This window comes from Fischerella major NIES-592, from assembly GCF_001904645.1.
In the GTDB taxonomy this organism is placed as follows: Bacteria; Cyanobacteriota; Cyanobacteriia; order Cyanobacteriales; family Nostocaceae; genus Fischerella; species Fischerella thermalis.
Map to the genome: position 1 here is coordinate 579,414 of NZ_MRCA01000002.1, position 21,497 is coordinate 600,910.

Genomic DNA, 21,497 nt, shown 5'->3' on the forward strand with positions numbered 1-21,497 from the left:
TTAGTCAATAATAAAACACACGATTAATTGCACAAGATTTTACCTTTGCGGTTGGTACTGAGTAGCCGCAAATGATACAGTTAAGACTTGTTTAAATATTTATAGATTTGTAAGTAATTAATCATAAGCAAATAATAGAGTGGTAGATGGCACAAAACAACTTGGAAAGGCTAACTCAAAACAAAAAAATTCACATCATTACGAATGTGCTGACGAAAGCACTCAAATTATGGCTAAAATCCCAAGTTAGCCAAGTCTCTCAGTTGGAAGTCGAGATTAAGGCGAGCGATCGCGATATTCTCTCTGGTTACATTCCTTGGGTGTCGATTTTTGCTAGTCACGTCGTTTACCAAGATATTCATCTTACGCAAATTCAACTGGTGGCACAAAATATTCGTATCAACATTGGCTCAGTACTCAAGGGTCAGCCACTACGGCTGTTAGAAACTGTACCAGTGGTTGGCGAAGTCATAGTAGAGGAGGACGAACTTAACGCTTCTGTTTCATCTTCTTTGTTGTCAACTGCTTTAAATGATGTACTGGATAAACTTTTACCAGAACAGTGTCCAAAATCCAAGTCAATTTTTTACCAAAAAATTATTCTTGATGACAGTCGGATAATACTTTACATTTCTCAACCTACTGAAACCAACCCCACAGTTTTAGAAGTGTGTGCAGACATTGAGTTACTCAGCGCTCATGAGTTGCACATATCATACATCCAGGCAAAAAACAATAGGGGAATAGTTCTAGAAAGCCACAATGGACACTATCTCAATTTGGGTTCAGATGTTGATATCCAACACCTAAAACTGTTCCCAGGCAAATTAGTTTGTCACGGACGAATTAGTGTTAACCCTTAATCAGGGGGAAAGAGAAAAGGAAAGAAAGATACCTTTTTCCTTTAACCCTTATCCTCTTGACCTGCGAAGCTTATATCAAGTTCGGCTAATTGGTTACGATATTATGCTTCGTTGTTGGGTATTGGGCATTAAGCATCGGGCATGGAAAAATCATCAGTATCTTAATTACCCATTATCAGCCTGCGCGACAGTATAAGTATTGAAGCGAACATAATATTTAGTTATATTCTGCCAGTTGATTACTCACTTGCAAAACCGAATTGACCAGATGAGCATCTAGGAACCATAAACGCTTATCAACCACCATAGAAACTTCTGCATAAAGATAGGCTGTGTCAGCGTCCCCCAAAACCGCTGTTCGATCAATGTTTTCCCAGAGTAAATTTCCGTATATAGCCAAACGCTCTGCGATCGAACTCACATGATCTTTACCTTCTACAATATGAAGGGGATATTCAGGTAAAACTGATAATCCTGCTGCACTCCGAGCAGTACCAATTGCCAAACCTCCAAGAGTTGTGACTCGCTGCGCTAGCAAATCAATATACAAATCTAATTCAACTGCGATTTCATTAAACAACTCGTGCAGATTGTGGGAATTTGTAATATCAACATTCCAATATGCCTGCTTAATTTGAGTCTTGAGATCGATCGTGGTTGCCAGCGTTTGATTGAGAATATCAATAAGTTGCGCTCGAACTTGTAAGGGTAGACTAATTTCATATGTATCCAGGCGCTTACCACAAGGCTCACTACTACCGTTCATTCGCTCTCCTTAGAGAAGAAAGGAAAAATATCTAGTGGTAGAACGCCCAGCTAGCGCTTTTGGCACAAGTATCTGTTGAGATGCACTTTCAGACTTTTGCTTAAAGCTTTGCTCCCCCTCACACCTGTTGATTACCTTACAAGCACCAGACTCATTGCAGAGGTTAGGGTAAAGAAGAGGGGAAAAAGGGAAAGGGTTAATTATAGATGAAAAGTCCCTTTACCCTTAATATTTAAACTTTACCCATCGGTTTACTTTGGGTTGTAGACAGCTAGCTGCCTGTTAGGGCAGATATTGAGGGGATTGCTAGGGCTGAACACCACTAGCCGATACCAATAGGGATTTTAAATCTTCTATCTAAACGTAGATGAACTTGATTGTTGCTGTATAGATGATTATTGCTTTTTTAGAATATTATTGCTATTTCCTACGTAATTCTTTGGGTGTAACTCCCAATAGACGCTTGAAATGACGTGTAAATTGGCTTTGATCTGCAAAACCTACGATCGAAGCAACTTCAGATATTTTGAGTTTACTCTGTAAGAGTAACATCTTAGCACGCTCAATTCGACAGTGAATTACGTACTGATAGGGAGAAAGGCCTGTGGATTGCTTGAATAATCGGGCAAAGTGATATCTACTCATACCAACTTCCTGAGCCATTGCTCCCAACAACAAATCTTCTGCCAAATGGTCAATGATATATTCTGTTACCCTTTGTAGCTTGTGTTTGGGTAAACCTCCTCGGTAATCTTGCAGAGAGTGTTTTGGAGCAGAGTAATGCTGCAACAAATGGGCTGACAATGCAGTTGCCATAGAATCAGCATACAGACGACTAACAGAATTGTTAGATTCTAGTGCGCTCTTGAGAGCAAGCCCAATTTGATAAATCAAAGGATCAGGTTTGGAAAAGTGTGGTATGATTTCAACTACGTCTGAATCAAGTGATTCATTGGCAATTCTGGCGACTAATTCAGAATCCAAAGTCAAAGCAATAAATTCAGATTCCTCTACAGTGATTGCTCTGTGAGTTACGTAGGGTGGAATGACTGCAACATCCCCTGGCATGGAGATCTCACTTTTATGGCATTCACCTAGCCACCTTTCCAATGATAACTGACATCTAATCCTGATTACAAGCACATAATTAGTAGAGTAATGTTCCGGGCTTTCATAGGCAGGCTGGACGTGATACTCCAAACCCAGTTTTTCCCATCCTGATTCATGGCTTGATAACATGGGCGGTTTGGTGAGAACATGCTTACGAACATCTACTCTAGTCACATCAATGGCCAGGGACTGTTCCCCTCGCATTAGCTTCTCCTTTGCCGCTGGGCTGTTATTGCCACTTTTTCAAAAAAATTATTTGTATGAGTACGAAGTGGTTGGTCGAATGCAGCCTATAAATTGATATGGTTTGTCAATAACTGTTATGTAACAACGTTGTCTGTTGTATTGAGTTGTATTGAGATAATATAATATTTCTTATCTTTATTAAAGTATATTTTTTAGGGTTGCTTTTTAAAGTCAATAATTGAAATTTCTAATCTTTGCCATCAGCACCACTAGAAATTCAATTAGATTTATGAAGCTAGGCTTTGGGTGATGGGGTGATGTGAGGAGTGTGAGGAGTGTGTAGACGCGTAGCGGCTTCCCGTAAGGGTGGAGTGTGAGGAGAATAAATAGTGACAAATGACTAATGAACAACCAATCACTAACCAACAACTAACAACTAACAACTAACCACTAACTAAATCAATAACGGTAATAGAAGAGATATAAAATAGTAAACTAAAGGAGCGGTAAAAATATAACTATCAGTACGGTCTAAAATGCCACCATGACCAGGAATTAGTTGCCCTGAATCTTTGACGCCAGCATCTCGTTTTAGCATTGATTCAGTTAAGTCACCTAAAAGACCAGCGATCCCAATTAACAAGCCCAATATCAAACCAGTAATAGGGTATTTAGGCCAGTTAAAATAGTAAGCCGTAGCAAATGCAACCATCACACTCGCAGCAACACCAAACACAGCACCTTCTACAGTTTTTTTCGGGCTAATATCAGATAAGGGGGTTTTGCCAAAAAATTTACCAAAGGTATAAGCACCAATATCTGCTGCCCAGATACAAAGGAAAGTCATCAGTGTAGCTGTGAGACCATCTGGTAAAGTAACTGAGTGTTTATGTGCGAAGAAATCTGCCCAACTTGGAGGCCAGTAGCCTCCCAGAGGAAGATTGCTATCTGTGGTGTTAAATGCTCGCAATCTTACCCAGTAACTCGGTAAATAGCCGGTATAAAAAAGCCCCAAAATTGAAGCGGAAATATCCGCGATCGTAGCCATTTTGGGTTGAAATAGCAAGTAAAAACAGATAAAAGTACCTGCCAAGGGCATAACAGCATCAGCCAAATAGCCATCTAGTGTACAAATTGCTAGGAGAATTTGACTGACAACCATAGTGGTTTTGACAGTAGGAGCTATGCCTTTTGCTCTGACCAAATCAAAAAATTCGTTTTGACCTAAAAAGATAATGATTGCAAATACGATAGTAAAGTACCATCCACCCAAAACAGTTGCTGATAAAGCAACAGCGATCGCAACAATTCCACTAAAAATTCGAGACCAAGGCATAGATAGAAAATAGAGACTAGGGACTGGAGACTAATCAATTAAGATTTTTTAATTTTGAATTGAGTAATCTCCTAGCTTGTTGTTATTGAATTTAATCTAACTTTTCACCACTGAGGATAAAAATTGGATCGACAGCAGTAAAAGTTTGAGAAAAACCACGTGTTTCCAAGCGGTTAATCCCAGACTGTACAACTTCAATATTTCTCGCTTGCAGCTGGGCAAAGCTTAGAGAAATCGCATACAGACTTTCTAGATTAGCAGCTGTGGCGACCACTCTACCTGATGGTGGCAAATAATCCCAGACTGCTTGCAAAATTTCCTGGATAGCCCGTCCACCTTCTATACAGACACGGTGGGGTGTTTCTTTGAGATTATGCAAACATTCAGGAGCGCTACCTTCGATAACTTCAACATTTTTGACTTCAAAGCGATCGCAGTTACGACGAATTAGGTTAGCAACTTCTTCATCCCGTTCTACTGCAATGATTCGTCCTTGGGGACATAGCAATCCGACTTCTACGGGAATAGTACCCGTACCTGCACCAATATCCCATAAAACCGTGTTGGGTAATAGGCGTAATTGAGCAATTAACAGTAGTCTAATTTCTCTTTGACTAAGGGGAATTCCTGGCAAATGCTCAAATAAATCATCGGGAATACCAGGACTTAGGTAGGGCCAGAGTTGGGAAGACATACAAGTTTAACTAGGAGTTTAGGATTAGGGATTGAGGATAGGGGATCGAGGATTAGGTATCGGGAATTGGGGAGACAAAAAGAAAAATACTTCCTTCCATTTTCCCTATCACCTATCCCCTATCTCCCAATTTTGGTAGCAACTTCCAGACATGTTATGACGGTTATTTCCCCAAGAACTATCAACAATCATTTGCCAAAATTAAAAATAACTAGAGGTGATGGTCATGAAATTTTCAGTTCAATCTCTTTATACCTGGTATCGCGACTTGATTCGTAACCCTAAATACCGTTGGTGGGTAATTTTAGGAACACTATTATATTTTGTCAGTCCATTTGATATCGCCCCAGACTTCTTACCGATTGTGGGACAAATTGACGATGTTTTTCTTTTAACTTTGCTGGTAACTGAGGTATCAGGGCTGGTAATTGAAGGTTTCAAAGCGCGTCGAGATAATATAGACGCCAATGTAGAAGTTCAAGCCACTGATACTACTAAGGATTCTACCTCTAGCACGACTGTAGATGTTGATGCAGTTTCTGTTAAGTAGTTACAACCGAATCTTAAAATTGAATCACCCCTTCTGTTGCCAGAATGGCTTGGGAAGGGGGTATTTTTTATACAATTTTGCATTGGGGATTGGAAGGGAAGGGGGACACAGAGGACAAGGGAGAGGTGGAGAAAAACTAATAACTACTAAACTCATGACAAATGACCACAACCAATAAAGAATTTATGAGCGATCGCCAAGTTATTGGACTGCTACCAGCAGGTGGACAGGCAAAACGGATTTCTCCTTTACCATTAAGCAAAGAGTTATATCCTGTCGGTTTTCAAGATTTTGGTGAGCCAAATAACTGGCGACCGAAAGTGGTTTGTCAGTATCTGCTAGAAAAAATGCAACTGGCAGGCATTAATCAGGCATACTTTATTTTGCGTCCGGGGAAGTGGGATATTCCGGAGTATTTTCGGGATGGTGCTATGCTTTCTATGAGCTTGGGCTATCTAATTATGGGTTTACCTTATGGTGTACCATTTACCTTAGATCAAGCTTACCCTTTTGTTCGGGATGCAATAATTGCATTGGGTTTTCCTGATATTTTATTTCAACCCAAAGATGCCTTTGTAAAGGTGTTAGCACGTCAACAGGGAACTCAAGCAGATGTGGTTTTGGGATTATTCCCTACTGATCAACCAGAGAAAGCAGGTATGGTTGACTTCAATGATACAGGTAGAGTGCAGCAAATAATCGAAAAACCCCGTCAATCAGAATTGCGTTATATGTGGGGTATTGCCGTTTGGACACCAGCTTTTACTCAGTTTCTGCATGAGTACCTCATTCCTCTCAAGGCTAATCCTAATTTGCCTCAGTTATCAGAAGTGCCAATTGGAGACGTCATTCAAGCTGCAATTACACAGGGTTTTCACGTACAAGCAGAAGTATTTGCGGATGGAACTTACTTAGACATTGGTACGCCAAATGATTTAGTGCGATCTGTACAGCAATTGAGTCATGAGGTTTTTTAACTCATACTCAAAAGTGGGTAAATTCAATAGATGATACTGACAATAGCAGTATCTGATGTTTTACTTGCATTGTTGTTTTGTGGTGTGTACTTTGCGATCGCACTTAGTAAATAGTAGACTCGACAAAAATTTCAGTCCACTTAAGTGGACTTAGGCTATGAGTCCAGAACTTTAGTTCTGGGCGGGATAACAGAAGACGCGAACTCCAACTATTACAAAAATGTGGGTAATGACAAGCCCTTGAGGGATGGGGATAAGCCCGTAGGGGAATTTTTCAAAAATTAAATTTCTCTAAAGATGATCGCTTTGTCATTGATCTTAAAAACAGCGATCGCTTTCTTTTTTTTCATTCCTCTTGAGCTAGTTGTAGATACATTAAAGCTTCTTTGGTTTCTAGTTGGGGGAATTCTTGATAAAAATTGCTCACACTGGCAAATGGTTCTGGTGTGGCTAAAACAATGACGCGATCGCCCCATTGATGCAACCAGGGTACTAATCGTAGTGGTGCGACTGGCGCACATAACCAAATCTCTGCTGGAGAACGTTTTCTGATCGCAACAGCAGCCACTGCCATTGTCATTCCCGTGGCAATACCATCATCAACGATAATGGCTATAGCGCCTTCTGTATTCACCTGTGGGCAAGCAACACTTAACTTTGCTTCCAAAGATTTTGCTTGGTTAACTGCTGTATCTAATGCTGTGTGCGATCGCCAATTATTTCTTTGAGATAATCTTCTTGACTGCTCCCAAATTACACTCCCACAAGCAGTCACCGCACCAATTGCCAACTCTGGATTTTCTGGATGGCTAATCTTTTTCGCTACTAATATTGTTAATGGACAATGCAAAACACGCGCAACTGGTGCTGCTACCTCTAGTCCACCTCGCGGCAAAGCATAGACAATTGGTACAGGCTTGATTTCAGATGCCGATGCTTGTTTAATTAAAGTCGCCTGAACTACTTCGGCTAGTCTTTCTCCAGCTTGGGTACGATCATTAAAAAGCGGGGTATTTGACATTGTTTTCCCCCAGTACATGACGATACCGTTGCTTTGATCATGACTGAATTTTTGTCAAATTGAACAAAATTTCTATTTTGTTAAACTAAAAAACACTTTTGTTGGTAGAAAGGTTCACCAATAGCCCAATGAAAGTATAATTTCGTAATGTTAGCAGACACGAGGTACTGCACTGCTGGGCTAAATGTGCAAGTTTTTGGGTTAAAAATTTTACTCAGATTAGACACCTTGTGCTTAGATTAATATTGCAAGTTTCATGAGCAGCGAACATCAACTTAGTCTTTTTGGGGAATCTAATTTACAGGCATCTAATTTTGATAAAAAAGAATTAATACCCACAGATGCCAAAATTCCCATTCCTACAGGAGTTTATGCCGATATAGTCGAGTTAGCACAGCATTGCAATCAGTGTCATCGCTGTAATTTAGGAAACACTCGTACCCATGCTGTTGTCGGACGCGGTAGCCTCAAAGCACCGATCATGGTTGTAGGTGAAGCACCTGGACAAAACGAAGATGAAACAGGGCTACCATTTGTGGGTCGAGCAGGACAGCTTTTAGAAAAAATTCTGCAATCGGTAAAACTAAATACAGAAAAAGACGTATACATATGCAACATAAATAAATGCCGACCACCAAATAACCGAGTTCCTACCAATGAAGAAATCGAGGCTTGCAAACCTTATCTATTAGAACAAATTCGCTTAGTAAACCCAAAAATTATTCTTTTGACAGGTGCAACTGCTGTCAAAGGTTTAATTGGTGATAAACGAGGGATTACTAAAATTCGTGGAACTTGGATGGAGTGGGAAGGACGTTTATGTATGCCGATTTTTCACCCTTCTTACTTACTGCGTAACCCTTCCCGCGAAGTTGGTAGCCCTAAATGGTTGATGTGGCAAGATATCCAAGCAGTCCGCGCTAAATATGATGAAATTGTGAATAATGAATTATGAATTACGCCTAATTGTGAATTGAAGAAGCAACATAAAATTTTTGGGCAATTGTCCAGGTTTTATTTTGGTTAACGAACACAGATGCACACAGATGCACACAAATAGATTATCGGTGTTCATCTGTGTTCATCTGTGTTCGAGTATAAAAACAGGATTGTTGTCATAGTTTTATTCACATTAGGCGTAAATTATTCGTTGAGCTAAGGAACTTTTAACGGGTAATAGAGAACAAAAACTGTAGTGAGTTCCGTGCAAAAATCAAATAGGATTTCTATATCCTTGACAAGTCAGCACCAACTATCAACTTCAACGTCTTGATAGTTTCCGCAGTTGTGATTACCAGCTATCTGTTTTAAGCCACAGCCCACTTGGGTTTAAGACCCCCGCAAATCTTCTATTTGGTGGTCAACACGACAGTGGCAGATCCCAATCCCCCTAATTGTACATAGCTGCCTTCTGCTATCTGCCACGGCACTCCTTGAACTCGAAGGAGTATCTCCTGTGCCTTTCTTCAAAATCGCACATCTCCTGCACGACAATCTCTTAACCATGTTTGAATCCCTTGGGCAATAACACCGTGACTGCTATCCTGTGGTGGTGTGGGAGGATTTTGTTTAGGGTCAGAAGCAGTTCGAGAAAACATCATTACCATCCACCATCCATTCTCAGCTTTTGCTAAAAATAGCCAGTGAAATTGTTGTAATTCCACAGCTTTTTTACCAATATATTGCCGCTCTAAAGTAGTAAAAAAGACTTGTTTAACATCTTTTTCAGTATATTTTAATTCTTTAGGGATTTCTCCAGTTAAATTTAGGGGTAGTGGTGTAAACTCGGGTCTACCTGCTGCTAATACGTAACTAAAAATATCGGTTTTTCTACCAAAACGGCGGGCGCGTTGAATAACACGATTGGCATAACTAGGTAAATCTTGCAGAAGCTGTGTAGTCAATATTTCTAGATTTGGTTCTGAACAAAAAAACTGCTCCCTGCTGTTTGGTGAAGAGGTAGGATTCTGTGCGAATGCTTGGTAATTAAGGAAATTTGAGGTGAACAACCAGAAGCTGCAAGCTGCAAGCCACAAGCAACAATTAGGTTTTTTGCAGAAGTCGGGTAAAGGGTTGGCATTTTTCCCTTTACCGTTTAAACGTTCCTCCACTCTTTGATTTTTTTTAGCTTTAGGCTTCATGCCACTGTTGCTAACTCCTCGCAAATTTGTTTCCAGGCTAACTCAGGTTCAGCAGCAGCAGTGACGGGACGCCCAATTACAAGGTAATTTGCTCCTGCTTGTAGTGCCTGGCTGGGGGTAAGCGATCGCTTTTGATCTCCTTTTTCTGCCCAAGTGGGACGTACCCCCGGACAAACTAGTAAAAACTCATTTCCACAACTATCCCGCAGTTGTGCCACCTCTTGGGGCGAACAAACTGCCCCGTCTAATCCTGCTTCTTGTGCCATCAATGCCATTTCCAGAGCATATTCTGGCAATTCTAGGGGAATTTTTAAATCAAATGCCAACTGTCGGGAAGAAATACTAGTTAAAACTGTGATGGCAATCAGTTTGGGCGGTTCCACTCCTGCTTGTGCTGCACCTGTTTGCACTGCCTCTGTTGCTGCTTTCAGGGCGTCTCTACCAGCTGTAGCATGAATTGTCAGCAAATCAACGCCGTAACCTGCTGCCGCTCGACAAGCGCCAGCAACGGTGTTAGGGATATCATGAAATTTTAAATCCAGGAAAATCCGCTTCTGCCGGGATTTTAACTCCTGGAGAATCTGCGGTCCTGTACTTGTAAACAACTCTAAACCTAGTTTCCAAAAACTGACTTGTGGCAATTTTTCTATCAGGGCGATCGCATCTGTTATATTTGCTACATCTAAGGGAACAATAATTTTTTGCTCTGCTTTCATTTAGGGTCTATCACGTTAGTCTTGGTAATTGGTAATTGGTAATTGGTAATTGGTATTTTTTATTCCCTATTACCCATTACCCATTACCGATCATGGTACAAGTCTGACAAACTTATTTTTCCCGAGTTGCAAAACCCGTCCGTACAATTCGCTTTTATCTTGGAAAGCAGTATCCACATCGGTGATGCGATCGCCATCGAGTCGCACACCACCCTCTTGAATTTTCCGTTTTCCTTCTCCACTGCTTTTGCATAGGCCACTAGCATTGAGAATATAGGATAATTTTGCCGGAAATTCTACTTTAGATAGAGAAAATTCGGGTAGATCTCCTGCTTCAATGTTATCGACGGCACTCTGTCCGTGATACTGCCGGACTATTTCTTGCGCGAGTAGTTTTTGGCGATCGCGTGGATTTTCTGGTAGTTTGTCTAGAGGTAAATCTGTCAACAGTTCAAAATAATCTTTGAGCAGGTGGTCTGGAATACCTTGCAATTTTTGATACTTTTGACTAGGATGCTCTCGTAATCCTACGTAATTACCTAAAGACTTAGACATTTTTTGCAGACCATCCGTGCCAAGTAAAAGAGGCAATAGTAAACCAAACTGGGGTTTCTGTCCAAAATGACGCTGTAAATCTCGCCCTACCGCTATGTTAAATTTTTGGTCAGTACCACCCAATTCCACATCAGCTTCCACAGCCACAGAATCAAAACCCTGCATTAACGGATAGAGGAACTCATGTAGAAAAATAGGATTCTCTTTTTTATAACGTTCAGCAAATCCTTCTTTCGCTAGCATTTGCCCCACTGTCATGGTTGAGAGCAACTCTAAAATTTTGCCCAAGTCCAGCTTAGAAAGCCACTCTGAGTTATATCGCACCTCTAACCTTCCGGGTGTGTCAAAATCTAATATAGGTCGTACTTGATCAAGATAAGTCTGAGCGTTTGCTTCAACTTCTTGTTGTGTAAGTTGGCGACGTACATCTGACTTTCCTGTAGGATCGCCAATCCGTGCCGTAAAATCACCAATAATTAACACTGCTGTATGACCAGCATCTTGAAAAGCTCGCAGTTTTCTTACTGGTATGCTATGACCGAGGTGAATGTCCGCGCCTGTCGGGTCAATGCCCAATTTGATCCGCAAAGGTCGGTCGGTTGTGGCTAAGCGCTTTTCTAAACTTTCAGATTCACTGTCCGAATCAGTTGGTTGTGGAAAAATTTCGACAACGCCGCGATGTAACCAAGAAAAATTCTGCGCCATATTATTAGGATATTGACTGTTATCTATACTTTGCAATATGGAAGTTGGGTGGGTTATAGTCACTAGCAATGCTTCCGTTCTTTTATCTGCCAAACTAATATAATTGCAAAAAATTAATCGTTTTGCTGACTTGAAGAAATTATAGTTATATTTACAAGTGAGGAAGTGAGAACGCCGTGTCGTCTAGGACTTTTGAAGAAAAGCAATCCCAAGGTAGCCCTTCATCTGGCGTTGAGTTTTTGAAAGGAGTCGGTCAGGTAGCTGGCGGTACTCTGCTATCAATTACCATGCTAGCGAGTTCCATTGTCGCGGGAGGATTAGTTGGTTTAGCCATCAGTTTCCGCAACTTGCCTGATGTGAGACAGCTACGTAATTTTTTCCCTTCAGAAACTACTTATATTTATGACATCAAGGGCAAGTTATTAGCGAGTATCCACGGTGAAGCTAACCGAGAGGTAGTACCACTAGATAAAATTTCCCCGCACCTCAAACGTGCAGTACTAGCAAGCGAAGACTCTGACTTCTACTTTCACCACGGCATTAACCCCAAAGGTGTGGGGCGTGCTGTTGTTACCAACTGGGTAGCTGGTGGCGTGCGTGAGGGTGGTTCTACGATCACCATGCAATTGGTGAAAAACCTGTTTTTGTCGCGCAGACGTGAATTTACCCGTAAAATCGCAGAAGCAGTATTGGCAATTCGCCTTGAACAAATACTTACAAAAGACCAAGTTTTAGAAATGTACCTCAATCAAGTGTATTGGGGTCACAACAACTACGGTGTGCAAACAGCGGCGCGCAGTTATTTTAATAAGTCGGCAGAGTACTTAACTCTAGGTGAGTCGGCAATGATGGCGGGTTTAATCCAAGCCCCAGAGGAGTTTAGCCCGTTTGTCAGTATGGAAAAAGCTAAATACCAGCAAAAGGAAGTTTTGGGACGAATGCTGACTTTGGGCTGGATTACTCAAAAAGAATACGACGACGCTTTAAAAGAAAAAATCAAACTAGGTAGAATTCGGTCGTTCCAAGGTAGTGCCTTACCTTATGTAACCAACGCCGTATCTCAAGAACTAGCAAGGAAATTTGGTCGTGAAGCTTTGTTAAAAGGTGGAATGCGGGTACAAACCACCGTTGATGCCAAGTTTCAAGCAATGGCAGAGGATACCGTCAGGAAGTGGCACAAAAAGTTACTTGGGCAAGGATTATCTAAGAACCAAATTGCCTTGGTGGCAATTGATCCCCGCACCCATTACGTAAAAGCGTTGGTGGGAGGTGTAGATTCCAAAACGAGTGAATTTAACCGCGCCACCCAAGCTTATCGGCAACCAGGATCTGCCTTTAAACCCTTTGTTTACTACGCCGCTTTTGCTACTGGCAAGTACGACCCAGAAACGATAGTGTACGATACTCCAGTTAGCTACCGAGATGGTAGTGGTTGGTATAGCCCCCGCAACTACGACGGCGGTTATGGTGGAGCTATGTCAATTCGTACTGCTTTGAAGTTGTCTCGTAACGTCCCTGTGATCAAGATTGGTAAGGCTATTGGCATGAACAAAGTTGTTGAGACATGCCGTACCTTAGGAATTATGAGTCCGATGGAACCAGTGACTTCTTTACCCCTTGGGGCAATTGGGGTGACGCCTTTGGAAATGGCTGGCGCTTATGCTACCTTTGCCAATTATGGCTGGCAGTCACCAACAACAGTAATTGTCCGCGTTACTGATAGTAGTGGTAATGTGTTGCTAGATAATACTCCCAAGCCCCAGCTAGTTTTGGAACCTTGGGCAGCAGCAGCTATTATTAATGTGATGCAATCAGTAATTACTGATGGTACTGGTAAAAATGCGGCTATTGGCCGTCCAGCAGCTGGTAAGACAGGAACAACTTCTTCAGAAAAAGATATTTGGTTTGTCGGTACTGTACCCCAGCTGACAACTGCTGTTTGGGTGGGTAGAGACGACAATAGACAATTAGCGACTGGTGCTACAGGCGGCACTATGGTAGCTCCTATTTGGCGAGATTTTATGCTGCAAGCACTTAAAAATCAGCCAGTAGAGTACTTCAAGCCACCATCTAAGTTTCCTCGTCCTAAAAAGTAGGAACTAGCAGCTAGAAATTGGGGATTAGGGACAAGTTAATTAAAAATCAGAAATTAAAAAATTTTAATTTACGTCTAATGTGAATTAACAAAGGCGCTAATAGATCATGGGAAATACTCAACAAACCAATGACCACTCAACCACCCATGAAAGATCCATCTGTGTTATCTGTGTTTATCGGTGTTATCTGTGTTTATCGGTGTGTATCGGTGGTCGATTTCTAAAAAAACGTTTTTTACCAGGCGCAAGGAATATTGCGTCTCCATATTCAATTCACATCAGGCGTAATTTTGTATTTTTCGTTTTTCATTTTCTAGCCTCTAGCCCCTAGCCTCTAGTTCTGTTTTTCCAGTTCTGCTTTCATCCGTTCTAGGGTGATATGCATTTGATCAAACATTTGTTGTGGTGTGACACCAAACTGACTAAGCTGAGTTTTCAGCTGCTGGATAGTCATTTGCGCCATAAAATCTTCAGACAGCTCGAATCGCTTCATAAAAACGCGATAACGCTCCATCATCGCTTCCATTTGCTCAATAAACAGCTTCTTACCCTCTCGATCAAACTTGCCATAATTGCTGCCAAGTTTGATAAGCGCTTGATAATCTTCAAACAGCTGTTTTGCTTCCTGTTGAACTATCTCGGAGTCAAAGAATCCCATTTTGCTTCTGTACCCTATGAGTACTGATGACCAGTAGCTCACTTTGTCTTAAACTTTTGTCTCTAGGTCTATTTTAGTCTAGGGAACTAACCTAAAAAATAAGCTTCGGTTAAAGTACGGTTTTTTACCAAGATATCAACACTTGACGAATTTGTTATTGGTTAGTGGTTGTTAACCATGCCCAATTACCAATTAGCCTTACCAATTCCTCAGCTTCAATACAATAAATATTTAGATAGCAGCAATGCTAATTTTATCAAGGGTCTTTGCTACTATAGCTGTTTTGCGTGGTTGGTTGGATGAGGAAACAAAGATGTTGACTAAGCGAAAAAGCCGAAGTGTTGCTGCAATTTTAGCTTTTGCTGGCACGTTAACAATTTCTGGTTTACATAAGTTTTATTTGGGACAGCCGTTGTGGGGCGTTTTATATGTGCTGCTGTCGTGGACGCCAATTCCGAAGGTAGCAAGCGCCATTGAAGGAGTTTGGTATTTAGCTCAAGATGAAGAAGCTTTTGATCAGAATTTTAATCAAGGTAAGTCTGTAGTTCGTTCTGTACACTCAGGAGCAAATCAAGTCGGGGCGGTTGCAGATGCTTTGCGTGAGTTAGATGCTTTACGTCAAGATGGATTAATTTCTGAATATGAATTTGAACAAAAACGCCGTCAATTGCTTGATCAAATTTCATAATTTGTTAGTGGTTGTACCAGACATGCCATGGCACGTCTGCACATTGGTTAGTAGTTGTTGGGCAATTTTAACTACTAACCACTATCTACTATCCACTAACCAGTATCCACAAAAATTCTATGAACCAAAACAGGTTGCCATTTACATTTAACTCTAGATTGCAAAAACTGCGTTCTAAACTGCTGAATGACCCCTACTACAGATTTCAGTCCATAGAAGAAATCGCGATCGCTGTATCTTTAGGTATACGTATAGACGTCAACCAGGCGAATGTAGATGATTGGTTGCGCCTACCAGGGTTGTCTATTCATCAGGCGCGATCTCTTGTAGAACTATCACGTACTGGTGTAAAATTCTACTGTATAGAAGATTTAGCTGCTGCTTTAAGTATATCGGTGCAGCGACTCAAGCCTTTAGAGGCGATTTTAAATTTTAGTTATTATGACGATGAATCTGTAGATAATATTACTTATACAATAAATCCTAATACAGCAACAGTTGAGAGTTTAGCAAAAATACCATTTATAGACTCATCTATTGCTCAAGCAGTCGTTGACAATCGCCAATCAGCTGGGCCCTATCGTAACTTAGTAGATTTCCAGCGACGCTTGAATCTCTCTGGTGACATCCTGGCCCAGCTGATGTATTATCTCAGGTTTTAAATGTTGATGGTTAGTTGTTGATTGTTGTTTGGAAATGACAGGGCAAAAGTTATTAGGTATTGGGCTTTAGAAACAACCAACTACCAACAAACAACAAGATTAAACAAACCCAATCCGATCAAAGGGCCAGAAGCGAAAAACTGCCCTACCGATGATATTTTGTCTAGGCAAGAAGCCCCAGTAACGGGAGTCATTACTATCGTTACGATTGTCTCCCATGACAAAAAATTCGTTTTCTGGGACTTGCACTTGTGTCAACGGCTGAATTGGTGGTTCGGCAATATAGTTTTCTTGTAGGGGTTGTCCATTGATGTAAACCTTACCATCAGAAATTCCCACTGTTTGACCTGGTTCACCGATTACACGCTTAATGAAGGCTTGGTCTTTCGGATATCCTTTTTGTTGTAGTTTTTCCGGTGGCTGAAAAACAATGATGTCGCCCAAGTGTGGAGGATGAAAATAGTAAGAGATTTTTTCTACTACTAAGCGATCGCCTGTATGTAAAGTTGGCACCATTGAATCTGAGGGAATGTAGCGAGGTTCAGCAATAAAAGTCCGGATTAAGAATGCCAAAACTAAGGCAATAGCTATCAAACCGAAATTTTCCCGCACACTGTGCCATACTCCTGACGATGCAGAAGCATCTTTTGTATTACTTTTCTGAGAGGTCATATGAAGTTAGCTATTTTGTTCCAAAATTAGACGAACACTCTACTTATATTGACGCGAAATATATCTTTAATAAGCAATATTATCACTACCATGATCTGGCTTTTGATATTGCATCGCTTTGACATAATCGCCCAAGGCTTCACAAGCTACTCTAAGACTGGCAAGGGTTTGTTCCTCACTACGACGGTCATTAAGAATCCTAGCTAGTTCCAAGCGCCTTTCATAGTAAGCAATTGCTTTGGCATAATCTCCCAAGGCTTCACAAGCTATTCCCAAGCTGCCTAAGCACTGTTCCTGAGAACGTTGATCTTGTATTTCTGTAGCTATTTTTAAACGTTCTTCATGATACATAATTGCATCAGCGTATTCTTCTAGAGTATAGCAAGCATTAGCTAAATTCTTAAGAACTTGAATTGCACTACGGTAATTATTTAGATATTTAGAAATTTTTATACACTGTTTGTAGTAATCGATCGCTTTTACGTAATCTCCCAGACTATAATAAGCGTTTCCGAGATTTTTTAATACTTGTTGTTCGCCCCAATTGTCTTGGAACTGCTTGATAATTAACAGACTTTGCTGCTGTAACTCTATTGTTTTTGATAGATCACCTAAAGCTTTATAGACTAATCCAAGATTATTCAGCGCTGCTATCTGGCTCCGTCCATCTTGTACTTGCTGTGCTAACTGCAAACACTCTTGTAAAGATTCAATTGCTTTTTGATTTTCACCCAGGTGACGATAGGCATTGCCCATATGCGAAAAACTTTGGATCTGCAACTGTAAGTCAGCTGTTTTTTTTGCTAGAGATAAACATTGCTGGGAGTAGGAAATTGTACCTTTGTAGTCACCTAAGTTATAAGCGATCAAGGCCAAACAACAAAAGACCTGTGCTTGTTTTTGACAACCTCCAGCTACTTGAAACAACGCCAAAGATTGTTGCAAAGATTTCATTGCCAAATGTAATTCACCAGCTTGCTGCTGCTGAACTCCAAGTTGTAGTAGCCTATATGCTTCCAATGCGTGTTCTCCTTGTTCCTGGAGAACTTGGATTTCTACTTGGGAACTGTCCTGAAATTCATGGGTAATTGTGTTATGTTTCCTTGCTTTGAGGTATGTTTCCGATATGTGCAAGGGGAGTGTATTTTTTGAGTTATGATTAAATCCGCCTTTCCACATCGACTTTTCCCTGATAATTTTGGTGATAAGTCTAGTGTTCCCAAAAGGTAGATTTTTCTTTACATGTTAGGTAATGGGTAATTGAACTATCGTTAACAACCACTAACTACTAACTACTAACCACCAACCACTAACCACTAACCACTGTAGGCCGCGTGCATTTGTACCAAGATATTTAGTTTTCAGCAAAGATACTCATACAAATGCTTCGCCCCTACTAACCACTAACATAATGAAAATTGACCATTGACAAATGACTATGGAAAGAGTGTTAGAACCTGAAGTGATGGATAGCCTCGAAGAGGCTATTGAGTATGATGCAATGGATTTTACTGAGGTAAATAGTGCTTTTGCTCAAGAAGCGATCGCTTTGGGGCCATCAGAGCAAGGTGTGGTATTGGATGCTGGTACTGGTACGGGTCGAATTCCAATTATAATGTGTCAAATGCGACATAAGTGGCAAGTAATTGCAATTGACTTAGCTGCAAGTATGCTACAAATTGCTGCCCATCATGTTCAAGAAGCTGGTTTGCAAGAGCAAATTCGCCTGGAATTGGTAGATGTTAAACACATGCCTTACGGAGATAGGCAATTTGATATGGTTGTCTCAAATAGTCTTGTTCACCATTTACCAAATCCTTTGTCTTTTTTTCAAGAACTCAAGCGCGTGTTGAAACCTAACGGTGGCATTTTTATTCGTGATTTATTTCGACCTCGCGATCAAGCAACAATGAATGCTTTAGTTGACAGTATTGGTGCAGAATACAACGAGCATCAAAAAAAATTATTTCGTGATTCTCTGCACGCTGCTTTAACTATAGATGAAGTGAGCAACTTAGTTGCTGAAGTGGGTTTTTTGGGAGTGGAAGTTTATCAATCAAGCGATCGCCACTGGACTGTTCAAAAACCTTGGAATTGTTAGAGATAGTCATAATGGGTAATTGGTAATGGTGAAAAACTAGCAATTAACTTATTACCAAGTCAATCTGTGTTTATCTGTGGTCGATTTATAAAATATAATTTTTGTCATCGCTTCAATTCACATCAAACATAAATTAATTATCATTTACGGAATTCTTTGGCTTCATAGTAACGGCAACCCTCACACGGTCCGCTAGGATTGACAGCACAGCGTAAGTAACCAGAACGAGCATTATACCGACAGCTGATGTCGCCAATGAGATAACCTACTCCTTCTAAGTAATAGCGATCGCTTGGTTCTGGTCTAGAATCTACTGGAATTGGTTCTCTGGGAAAATTTCTCGCCACGCGTCTGAGGTGCGATCGCATTCTAGCCTGGGTTTTACGCATCAACCACAGGGAGAATAGCGATGGTAAGAAACCAATGGCAATTACCAAAAGTGTTCTAAACACCTTCTTGATACCTCTTGTGTGCGCTTTCCCTCTCTAGTGTTACATAGTTTAGTTCTTAGGGAGGGGTAAGGGATAAAGCGGCAAGGGAAATATTATATTTGCTTAACTCACTCAATACCTTTTTGCCATACTCTTAGATCATCAAAAGTTTCAATTTTCTTTTTTCCCATCCCTTTCCCCTTCTAATTTATACTGTTTTCGCCACTTTTCTAATTTTTCAATCGGCACTGATCTAGTTATGACATTTACGTCATCTCCTCTCCAATCAATTTCCGGATCGGTTGTAAAAACACCACATTCTAATTCCTCTAATTTGATATTCCAGTACTGACTGAATCGATGTTTCAGAGTGATAACCTGTTCAAAAACTTTGTTTCTATGTTTGTTTCTTCGTTTTCTTTCTGTTGCTCCTGTTGCTTCTGTATCAATAAATTTTGTTTCAATTAAAAACAATTTATTTTGAGAAGTAAGGTAGACGAAATCACATTTACCTAAATCTGTATAGTCGGCGATAGGAGACTTTTCAAATAACAACAACCCAGCACAGGTCGGAAATAAATTGTTGATATTTAAAAATAAATATGCTTGCAACAAAAGTTCCTTATCGTAAGGAAACCCAACAACCCCCTCAAAAAATCTTTGAATTTCTTCTTGAGATTGAGGTTGAATTTTTTTGCAATATGTAACAAACTGATCTAGCGCATTTGCGCTTACCAAGTGTTTGCTCCTTACCCTGGTTACTGCATTTATTCTCATGGCATAAAAAGATACCATGTTTACCAAGAGAGCTTCATCCGCAGAAGTAACTAAAAAACATATTATATTTCTAAATGCTACGGTTAATTACTGAACAATGGCAATGGGAAAACTAATTACTTTTCCTCAATAACCCAATATAGTTCAGTGAAAGATTGTGGTCTTATCTGAACCGTATTGCTTAATAACTAAACTCTTCCCATATAGAATGCTTTAATAAACCGCAGAAAAACAGAGTACATAAAGATAGAAGAGATCTATACACAAAATTACTTTAATAACACTAGTATTGTGATTTAGTGAACATAAATGTTTACTATTAATTTTTACGTAATTATCTAATTATTAGTAAGTAGTTGTGTGTGAGCAGAGAATCGAGCATTTTGTAAAGCTAAAACAGCACTTCGAGAATCCTGCACCCAGAATTGACGTCCAAAACGGACGAGATGGCGGGAAGTTCCAGACTGCACAATTCCGATTACTGGGACTTTTGCTTTTTGTTTATCCCCTGATTGCTCTTGTAAAATTGTTCGTAAGCGATGTTGTTCTTCAATCGTAGCTGCCTGTTGAACGCTTAATTCTACCATCACCATTTGTACAGTTTCTACTGCTTCTGCATCTTCAACAATAAATTGAGTTTGCTCATCTCTTCGGTCTACTTTACCCCAAATGATTAATCTAGAATCAACTTGCAGAAGTGAACTAATACGTTCGTAAGTTTTAGGAAATGCTACTGCTTCTGATTGAGAAGTTAAATCTTCTATTTGTAAGATTGCCATTGGATCACCTTTTTTGGTGATGACTTTTTTGACATTATTAAGCATTACTACTGCACATAAAGTAGATTCTTCTTTTTGTTCACCTAATTGAGAGAGATTAACTGGTGCTAGGACTCGTGCTGAACTGCGTATGGATTTGAGGGGATGATCTGAGACGTAAAAGCCTAATAATTCTTTTTCTTTACGTAACTTTTCTTGAGGGGGTAAATCAGGAACAGGTTTAGCTTTTGGGGCGCTATCAAAACTATTTTGTATTGTATTTTTATGAGTATTGCTAGCAAATCCGCCGCCTAATAAATCAAAGAGATTACCTTGTCCTGTAGCTCTATCTTTGGCGCGGGATTGGGCCCAGTCGTATACTAGAGGCAAGTCATGCAGTAACTGATTACGGTTGGAGTCAATTTTGTCAAAAGCTCCACAATAAATTAGTGATTCTAAAGTGCGACGGTTAACAGCACCCAAATCAACGCGATCGCAAAAATCAGACAATGACTTAAACTCACCTTTAGATTTTCTGGCTTCTAAAATAGCAGCGATCGCATTTTGTCCGACGTTCCGCACTGCCGACAATCCAAACAGAATTTTACCATCCAAAGGAGTAAAATCAACGCCAGAACGATTAATATCGGGTGGGTCGATCTGAATACCCATGTTTGTACAGGTAGCAATATATTTTTGCACCTTATCTGTGTCGTCACTGTTAGCTGTTAACAGCGCCGTCATATACTCTAAGGGATAATTAGCCTTTAAATATGCCGTTTGATAAGTTACATACCCGTAAGCTGTAGAGTGGGATTTATTGAAACAATTGGAAGCAACCAAACCGTTTTTAATCACAAAATTATGGTTTTGCTCTACTCCAATGTCATATACGTTCTGTGTACCTAATGATTTACGAGTGATAATTTTAACCATTTTCTCTAATATACTGAAATCTTGATAATTAGTTAATTCTATAAAATTGTTTAAGTAAGTCGGCACAATTTGTCATTAGTAAGGGTTTGGTTCATTTT

General features: G+C 40.2%; 22 protein-coding genes. 8 read left to right on the top strand and 14 right to left on the bottom strand.

What is annotated here, in order from left to right; translation table 11 throughout:
* Nucleotides 1-146: 146 nt before the first annotated feature.
* Nucleotides 147-863 (top strand): LmeA family phospholipid-binding protein, encoded by a 717-nt coding sequence (locus tag NIES592_RS06455; protein WP_062243777.1) that lies wholly within the window; start codon nucleotides 147-149, stop codon nucleotides 861-863.
* Between the two features lie 217 nt (nucleotides 864-1,080).
* Here NIES592_RS06455 and dps read toward each other — a convergent pair whose 3' ends face one another.
* The 4 genes from dps to cbiT all read right to left on the bottom strand — a co-directional run bounded on the left by dps (nucleotide 1,081) and on the right by cbiT (nucleotide 4,955).
* Nucleotides 1,081-1,629 (bottom strand): DNA starvation/stationary phase protection protein Dps, encoded by a 549-nt coding sequence (gene dps, locus NIES592_RS06460; protein WP_062243781.1) that lies wholly within the window; start codon nucleotides 1,627-1,629, stop codon nucleotides 1,081-1,083.
* 420 nt (nucleotides 1,630-2,049) lie between these two features.
* Nucleotides 2,050-2,943 (bottom strand): helix-turn-helix domain-containing protein, encoded by an 894-nt coding sequence (locus NIES592_RS06465; protein ID WP_073555238.1) that lies wholly within the window; start codon nucleotides 2,941-2,943, stop codon nucleotides 2,050-2,052.
* A gap of 436 nt (nucleotides 2,944-3,379) precedes the next feature.
* Nucleotides 3,380-4,261, bottom strand: coding sequence for a phosphatidate cytidylyltransferase (locus tag NIES592_RS06470; RefSeq protein ID WP_062243787.1), 882 nt, complete (start codon nucleotides 4,259-4,261; stop codon nucleotides 3,380-3,382).
* A 91-nt stretch (nucleotides 4,262-4,352) separates the two neighbouring features.
* The gene (cbiT, locus tag NIES592_RS06475) at nucleotides 4,353-4,955 is read right to left on the bottom strand and encodes a precorrin-6Y C5,15-methyltransferase subunit CbiT (RefSeq protein ID WP_009457531.1); all 603 of its coding nucleotides are present in this window, start codon (nucleotides 4,953-4,955) and stop codon (nucleotides 4,353-4,355) included.
* A 226-nt stretch (nucleotides 4,956-5,181) separates the two neighbouring features.
* Between cbiT and NIES592_RS06480 the strand changes: the two genes are divergently transcribed.
* Nucleotides 5,182-5,505, top strand: coding sequence for a YkvA family protein (locus NIES592_RS06480; RefSeq protein WP_073555239.1), 324 nt, complete (start codon nucleotides 5,182-5,184; stop codon nucleotides 5,503-5,505).
* Between the two features lie 185 nt (nucleotides 5,506-5,690).
* The gene (locus NIES592_RS06485) at nucleotides 5,691-6,482 is read left to right on the top strand and encodes a nucleotidyltransferase family protein (RefSeq protein ID WP_062250411.1); all 792 of its coding nucleotides are present in this window, start codon (nucleotides 5,691-5,693) and stop codon (nucleotides 6,480-6,482) included.
* A 346-nt stretch (nucleotides 6,483-6,828) separates the two neighbouring features.
* Here the strand turns inward: NIES592_RS06485 and NIES592_RS06490 are convergent, their stop codons facing one another.
* On the bottom strand, nucleotides 6,829-7,503 hold the full coding sequence (locus tag NIES592_RS06490) for a phosphoribosyltransferase (protein ID WP_062250413.1): 675 nt from the start codon (nucleotides 7,501-7,503) through the stop codon (nucleotides 6,829-6,831).
* Nucleotides 7,504-7,759: 256 nt separating this feature from the next.
* Here NIES592_RS06490 and NIES592_RS06495 point away from each other — a divergent pair, with 256 nt between their 5' ends.
* The gene (locus NIES592_RS06495) at nucleotides 7,760-8,458 is read left to right on the top strand and encodes a uracil-DNA glycosylase (RefSeq protein ID WP_073555240.1); all 699 of its coding nucleotides are present in this window, start codon (nucleotides 7,760-7,762) and stop codon (nucleotides 8,456-8,458) included.
* Between the two features lie 511 nt (nucleotides 8,459-8,969).
* Here NIES592_RS06495 and NIES592_RS06500 read toward each other — a convergent pair.
* The 3 genes from NIES592_RS06500 to tyrS all read right to left on the bottom strand — a co-directional run bounded on the left by NIES592_RS06500 (nucleotide 8,970) and on the right by tyrS (nucleotide 11,620).
* Nucleotides 8,970-9,644, bottom strand: coding sequence for a hypothetical protein (locus NIES592_RS06500; RefSeq protein ID WP_073555241.1), 675 nt, complete (start codon nucleotides 9,642-9,644; stop codon nucleotides 8,970-8,972).
* Nucleotides 9,641-10,360, bottom strand: a complete 720-nt coding sequence (gene pyrF / locus NIES592_RS06505; protein WP_073555242.1) for an orotidine-5'-phosphate decarboxylase — start codon at nucleotides 10,358-10,360, stop codon at nucleotides 9,641-9,643. Before pyrF ends, NIES592_RS06500 begins: the two co-directional genes overlap by 4 nt.
* Before the next feature lie 90 nt (nucleotides 10,361-10,450).
* Entirely contained in the window at nucleotides 10,451-11,620 is a 1,170-nt protein-coding gene (gene tyrS / locus NIES592_RS06510; protein WP_062243801.1) for a tyrosine--tRNA ligase, read from the bottom strand.
* A gap of 176 nt (nucleotides 11,621-11,796) precedes the next feature.
* On the opposite strand from tyrS, the gene NIES592_RS06515 reads away from it, so the two are divergent.
* Nucleotides 11,797-13,716 (top strand): transglycosylase domain-containing protein, encoded by a 1,920-nt coding sequence (locus NIES592_RS06515; RefSeq protein ID WP_062243805.1) that lies wholly within the window; start codon nucleotides 11,797-11,799, stop codon nucleotides 13,714-13,716.
* Nucleotides 13,717-14,050: 334 nt separating this feature from the next.
* Here NIES592_RS06515 and NIES592_RS06525 read toward each other — a convergent pair whose 3' ends face one another.
* On the bottom strand, nucleotides 14,051-14,374 hold the full coding sequence (locus tag NIES592_RS06525; protein WP_009457540.1) for a DUF1825 family protein: 324 nt from the start codon (nucleotides 14,372-14,374) through the stop codon (nucleotides 14,051-14,053).
* 313 nt (nucleotides 14,375-14,687) lie between these two features.
* Here NIES592_RS06525 and NIES592_RS06530 point away from each other — a divergent pair, with 313 nt between their 5' ends.
* Both NIES592_RS06530 and NIES592_RS06535 read left to right on the top strand, forming a co-directional pair.
* Nucleotides 14,688-15,062, top strand: a complete 375-nt coding sequence (locus NIES592_RS06530; protein WP_026086346.1) for an NINE protein — start codon at nucleotides 14,688-14,690, stop codon at nucleotides 15,060-15,062.
* A gap of 119 nt (nucleotides 15,063-15,181) precedes the next feature.
* Entirely contained in the window at nucleotides 15,182-15,724 is a 543-nt protein-coding gene (locus tag NIES592_RS06535) for a helix-hairpin-helix domain-containing protein (protein ID WP_009457542.1), read from the top strand.
* 99 nt (nucleotides 15,725-15,823) lie between these two features.
* Here the strand turns inward: NIES592_RS06535 and lepB are convergent, their stop codons facing one another.
* Nucleotides 15,824-16,396: a signal peptidase I gene (gene lepB / locus NIES592_RS06540; RefSeq protein WP_009457543.1), complete on the bottom strand. Its 573-nt coding sequence runs from the start codon at nucleotides 16,394-16,396 to the stop codon at nucleotides 15,824-15,826.
* Nucleotides 16,397-16,462: 66 nt separating this feature from the next.
* Nucleotides 16,463-17,575 carry a tetratricopeptide repeat protein gene (locus tag NIES592_RS06545; protein ID WP_073555243.1) on the bottom strand — a complete coding sequence of 371 codons (1,113 nt, stop codon included), beginning with the start codon at nucleotides 17,573-17,575 and terminating at the stop codon, nucleotides 16,463-16,465.
* A 259-nt stretch (nucleotides 17,576-17,834) separates the two neighbouring features.
* Here NIES592_RS06545 and NIES592_RS06550 point away from each other — a divergent pair, with 259 nt between their 5' ends.
* Nucleotides 17,835-18,497, top strand: a complete 663-nt coding sequence (locus NIES592_RS06550; RefSeq protein ID WP_073555244.1) for a class I SAM-dependent methyltransferase — start codon at nucleotides 17,835-17,837, stop codon at nucleotides 18,495-18,497.
* A 140-nt stretch (nucleotides 18,498-18,637) separates the two neighbouring features.
* On the opposite strand, the gene NIES592_RS06555 is transcribed toward NIES592_RS06550, so the two are convergent.
* The 3 genes from NIES592_RS06555 to NIES592_RS06565 form a co-directional block, all read right to left on the bottom strand.
* A complete protein-coding gene (locus tag NIES592_RS06555; RefSeq protein WP_016870914.1) occupies nucleotides 18,638-18,949 on the bottom strand; it encodes a DUF6464 family protein in 312 nt (103 codons plus the stop codon).
* Between the two features lie 150 nt (nucleotides 18,950-19,099).
* A complete protein-coding gene (locus NIES592_RS06560) occupies nucleotides 19,100-19,705 on the bottom strand; it encodes a hypothetical protein (RefSeq protein WP_062250415.1) in 606 nt (201 codons plus the stop codon).
* A 338-nt stretch (nucleotides 19,706-20,043) separates the two neighbouring features.
* Nucleotides 20,044-21,399: a helix-hairpin-helix domain-containing protein gene (locus NIES592_RS06565; RefSeq protein ID WP_073555329.1), complete on the bottom strand. Its 1,356-nt coding sequence runs from the start codon at nucleotides 21,397-21,399 to the stop codon at nucleotides 20,044-20,046.
* Between the last annotated feature and the right edge of the window lie 98 nt (nucleotides 21,400-21,497).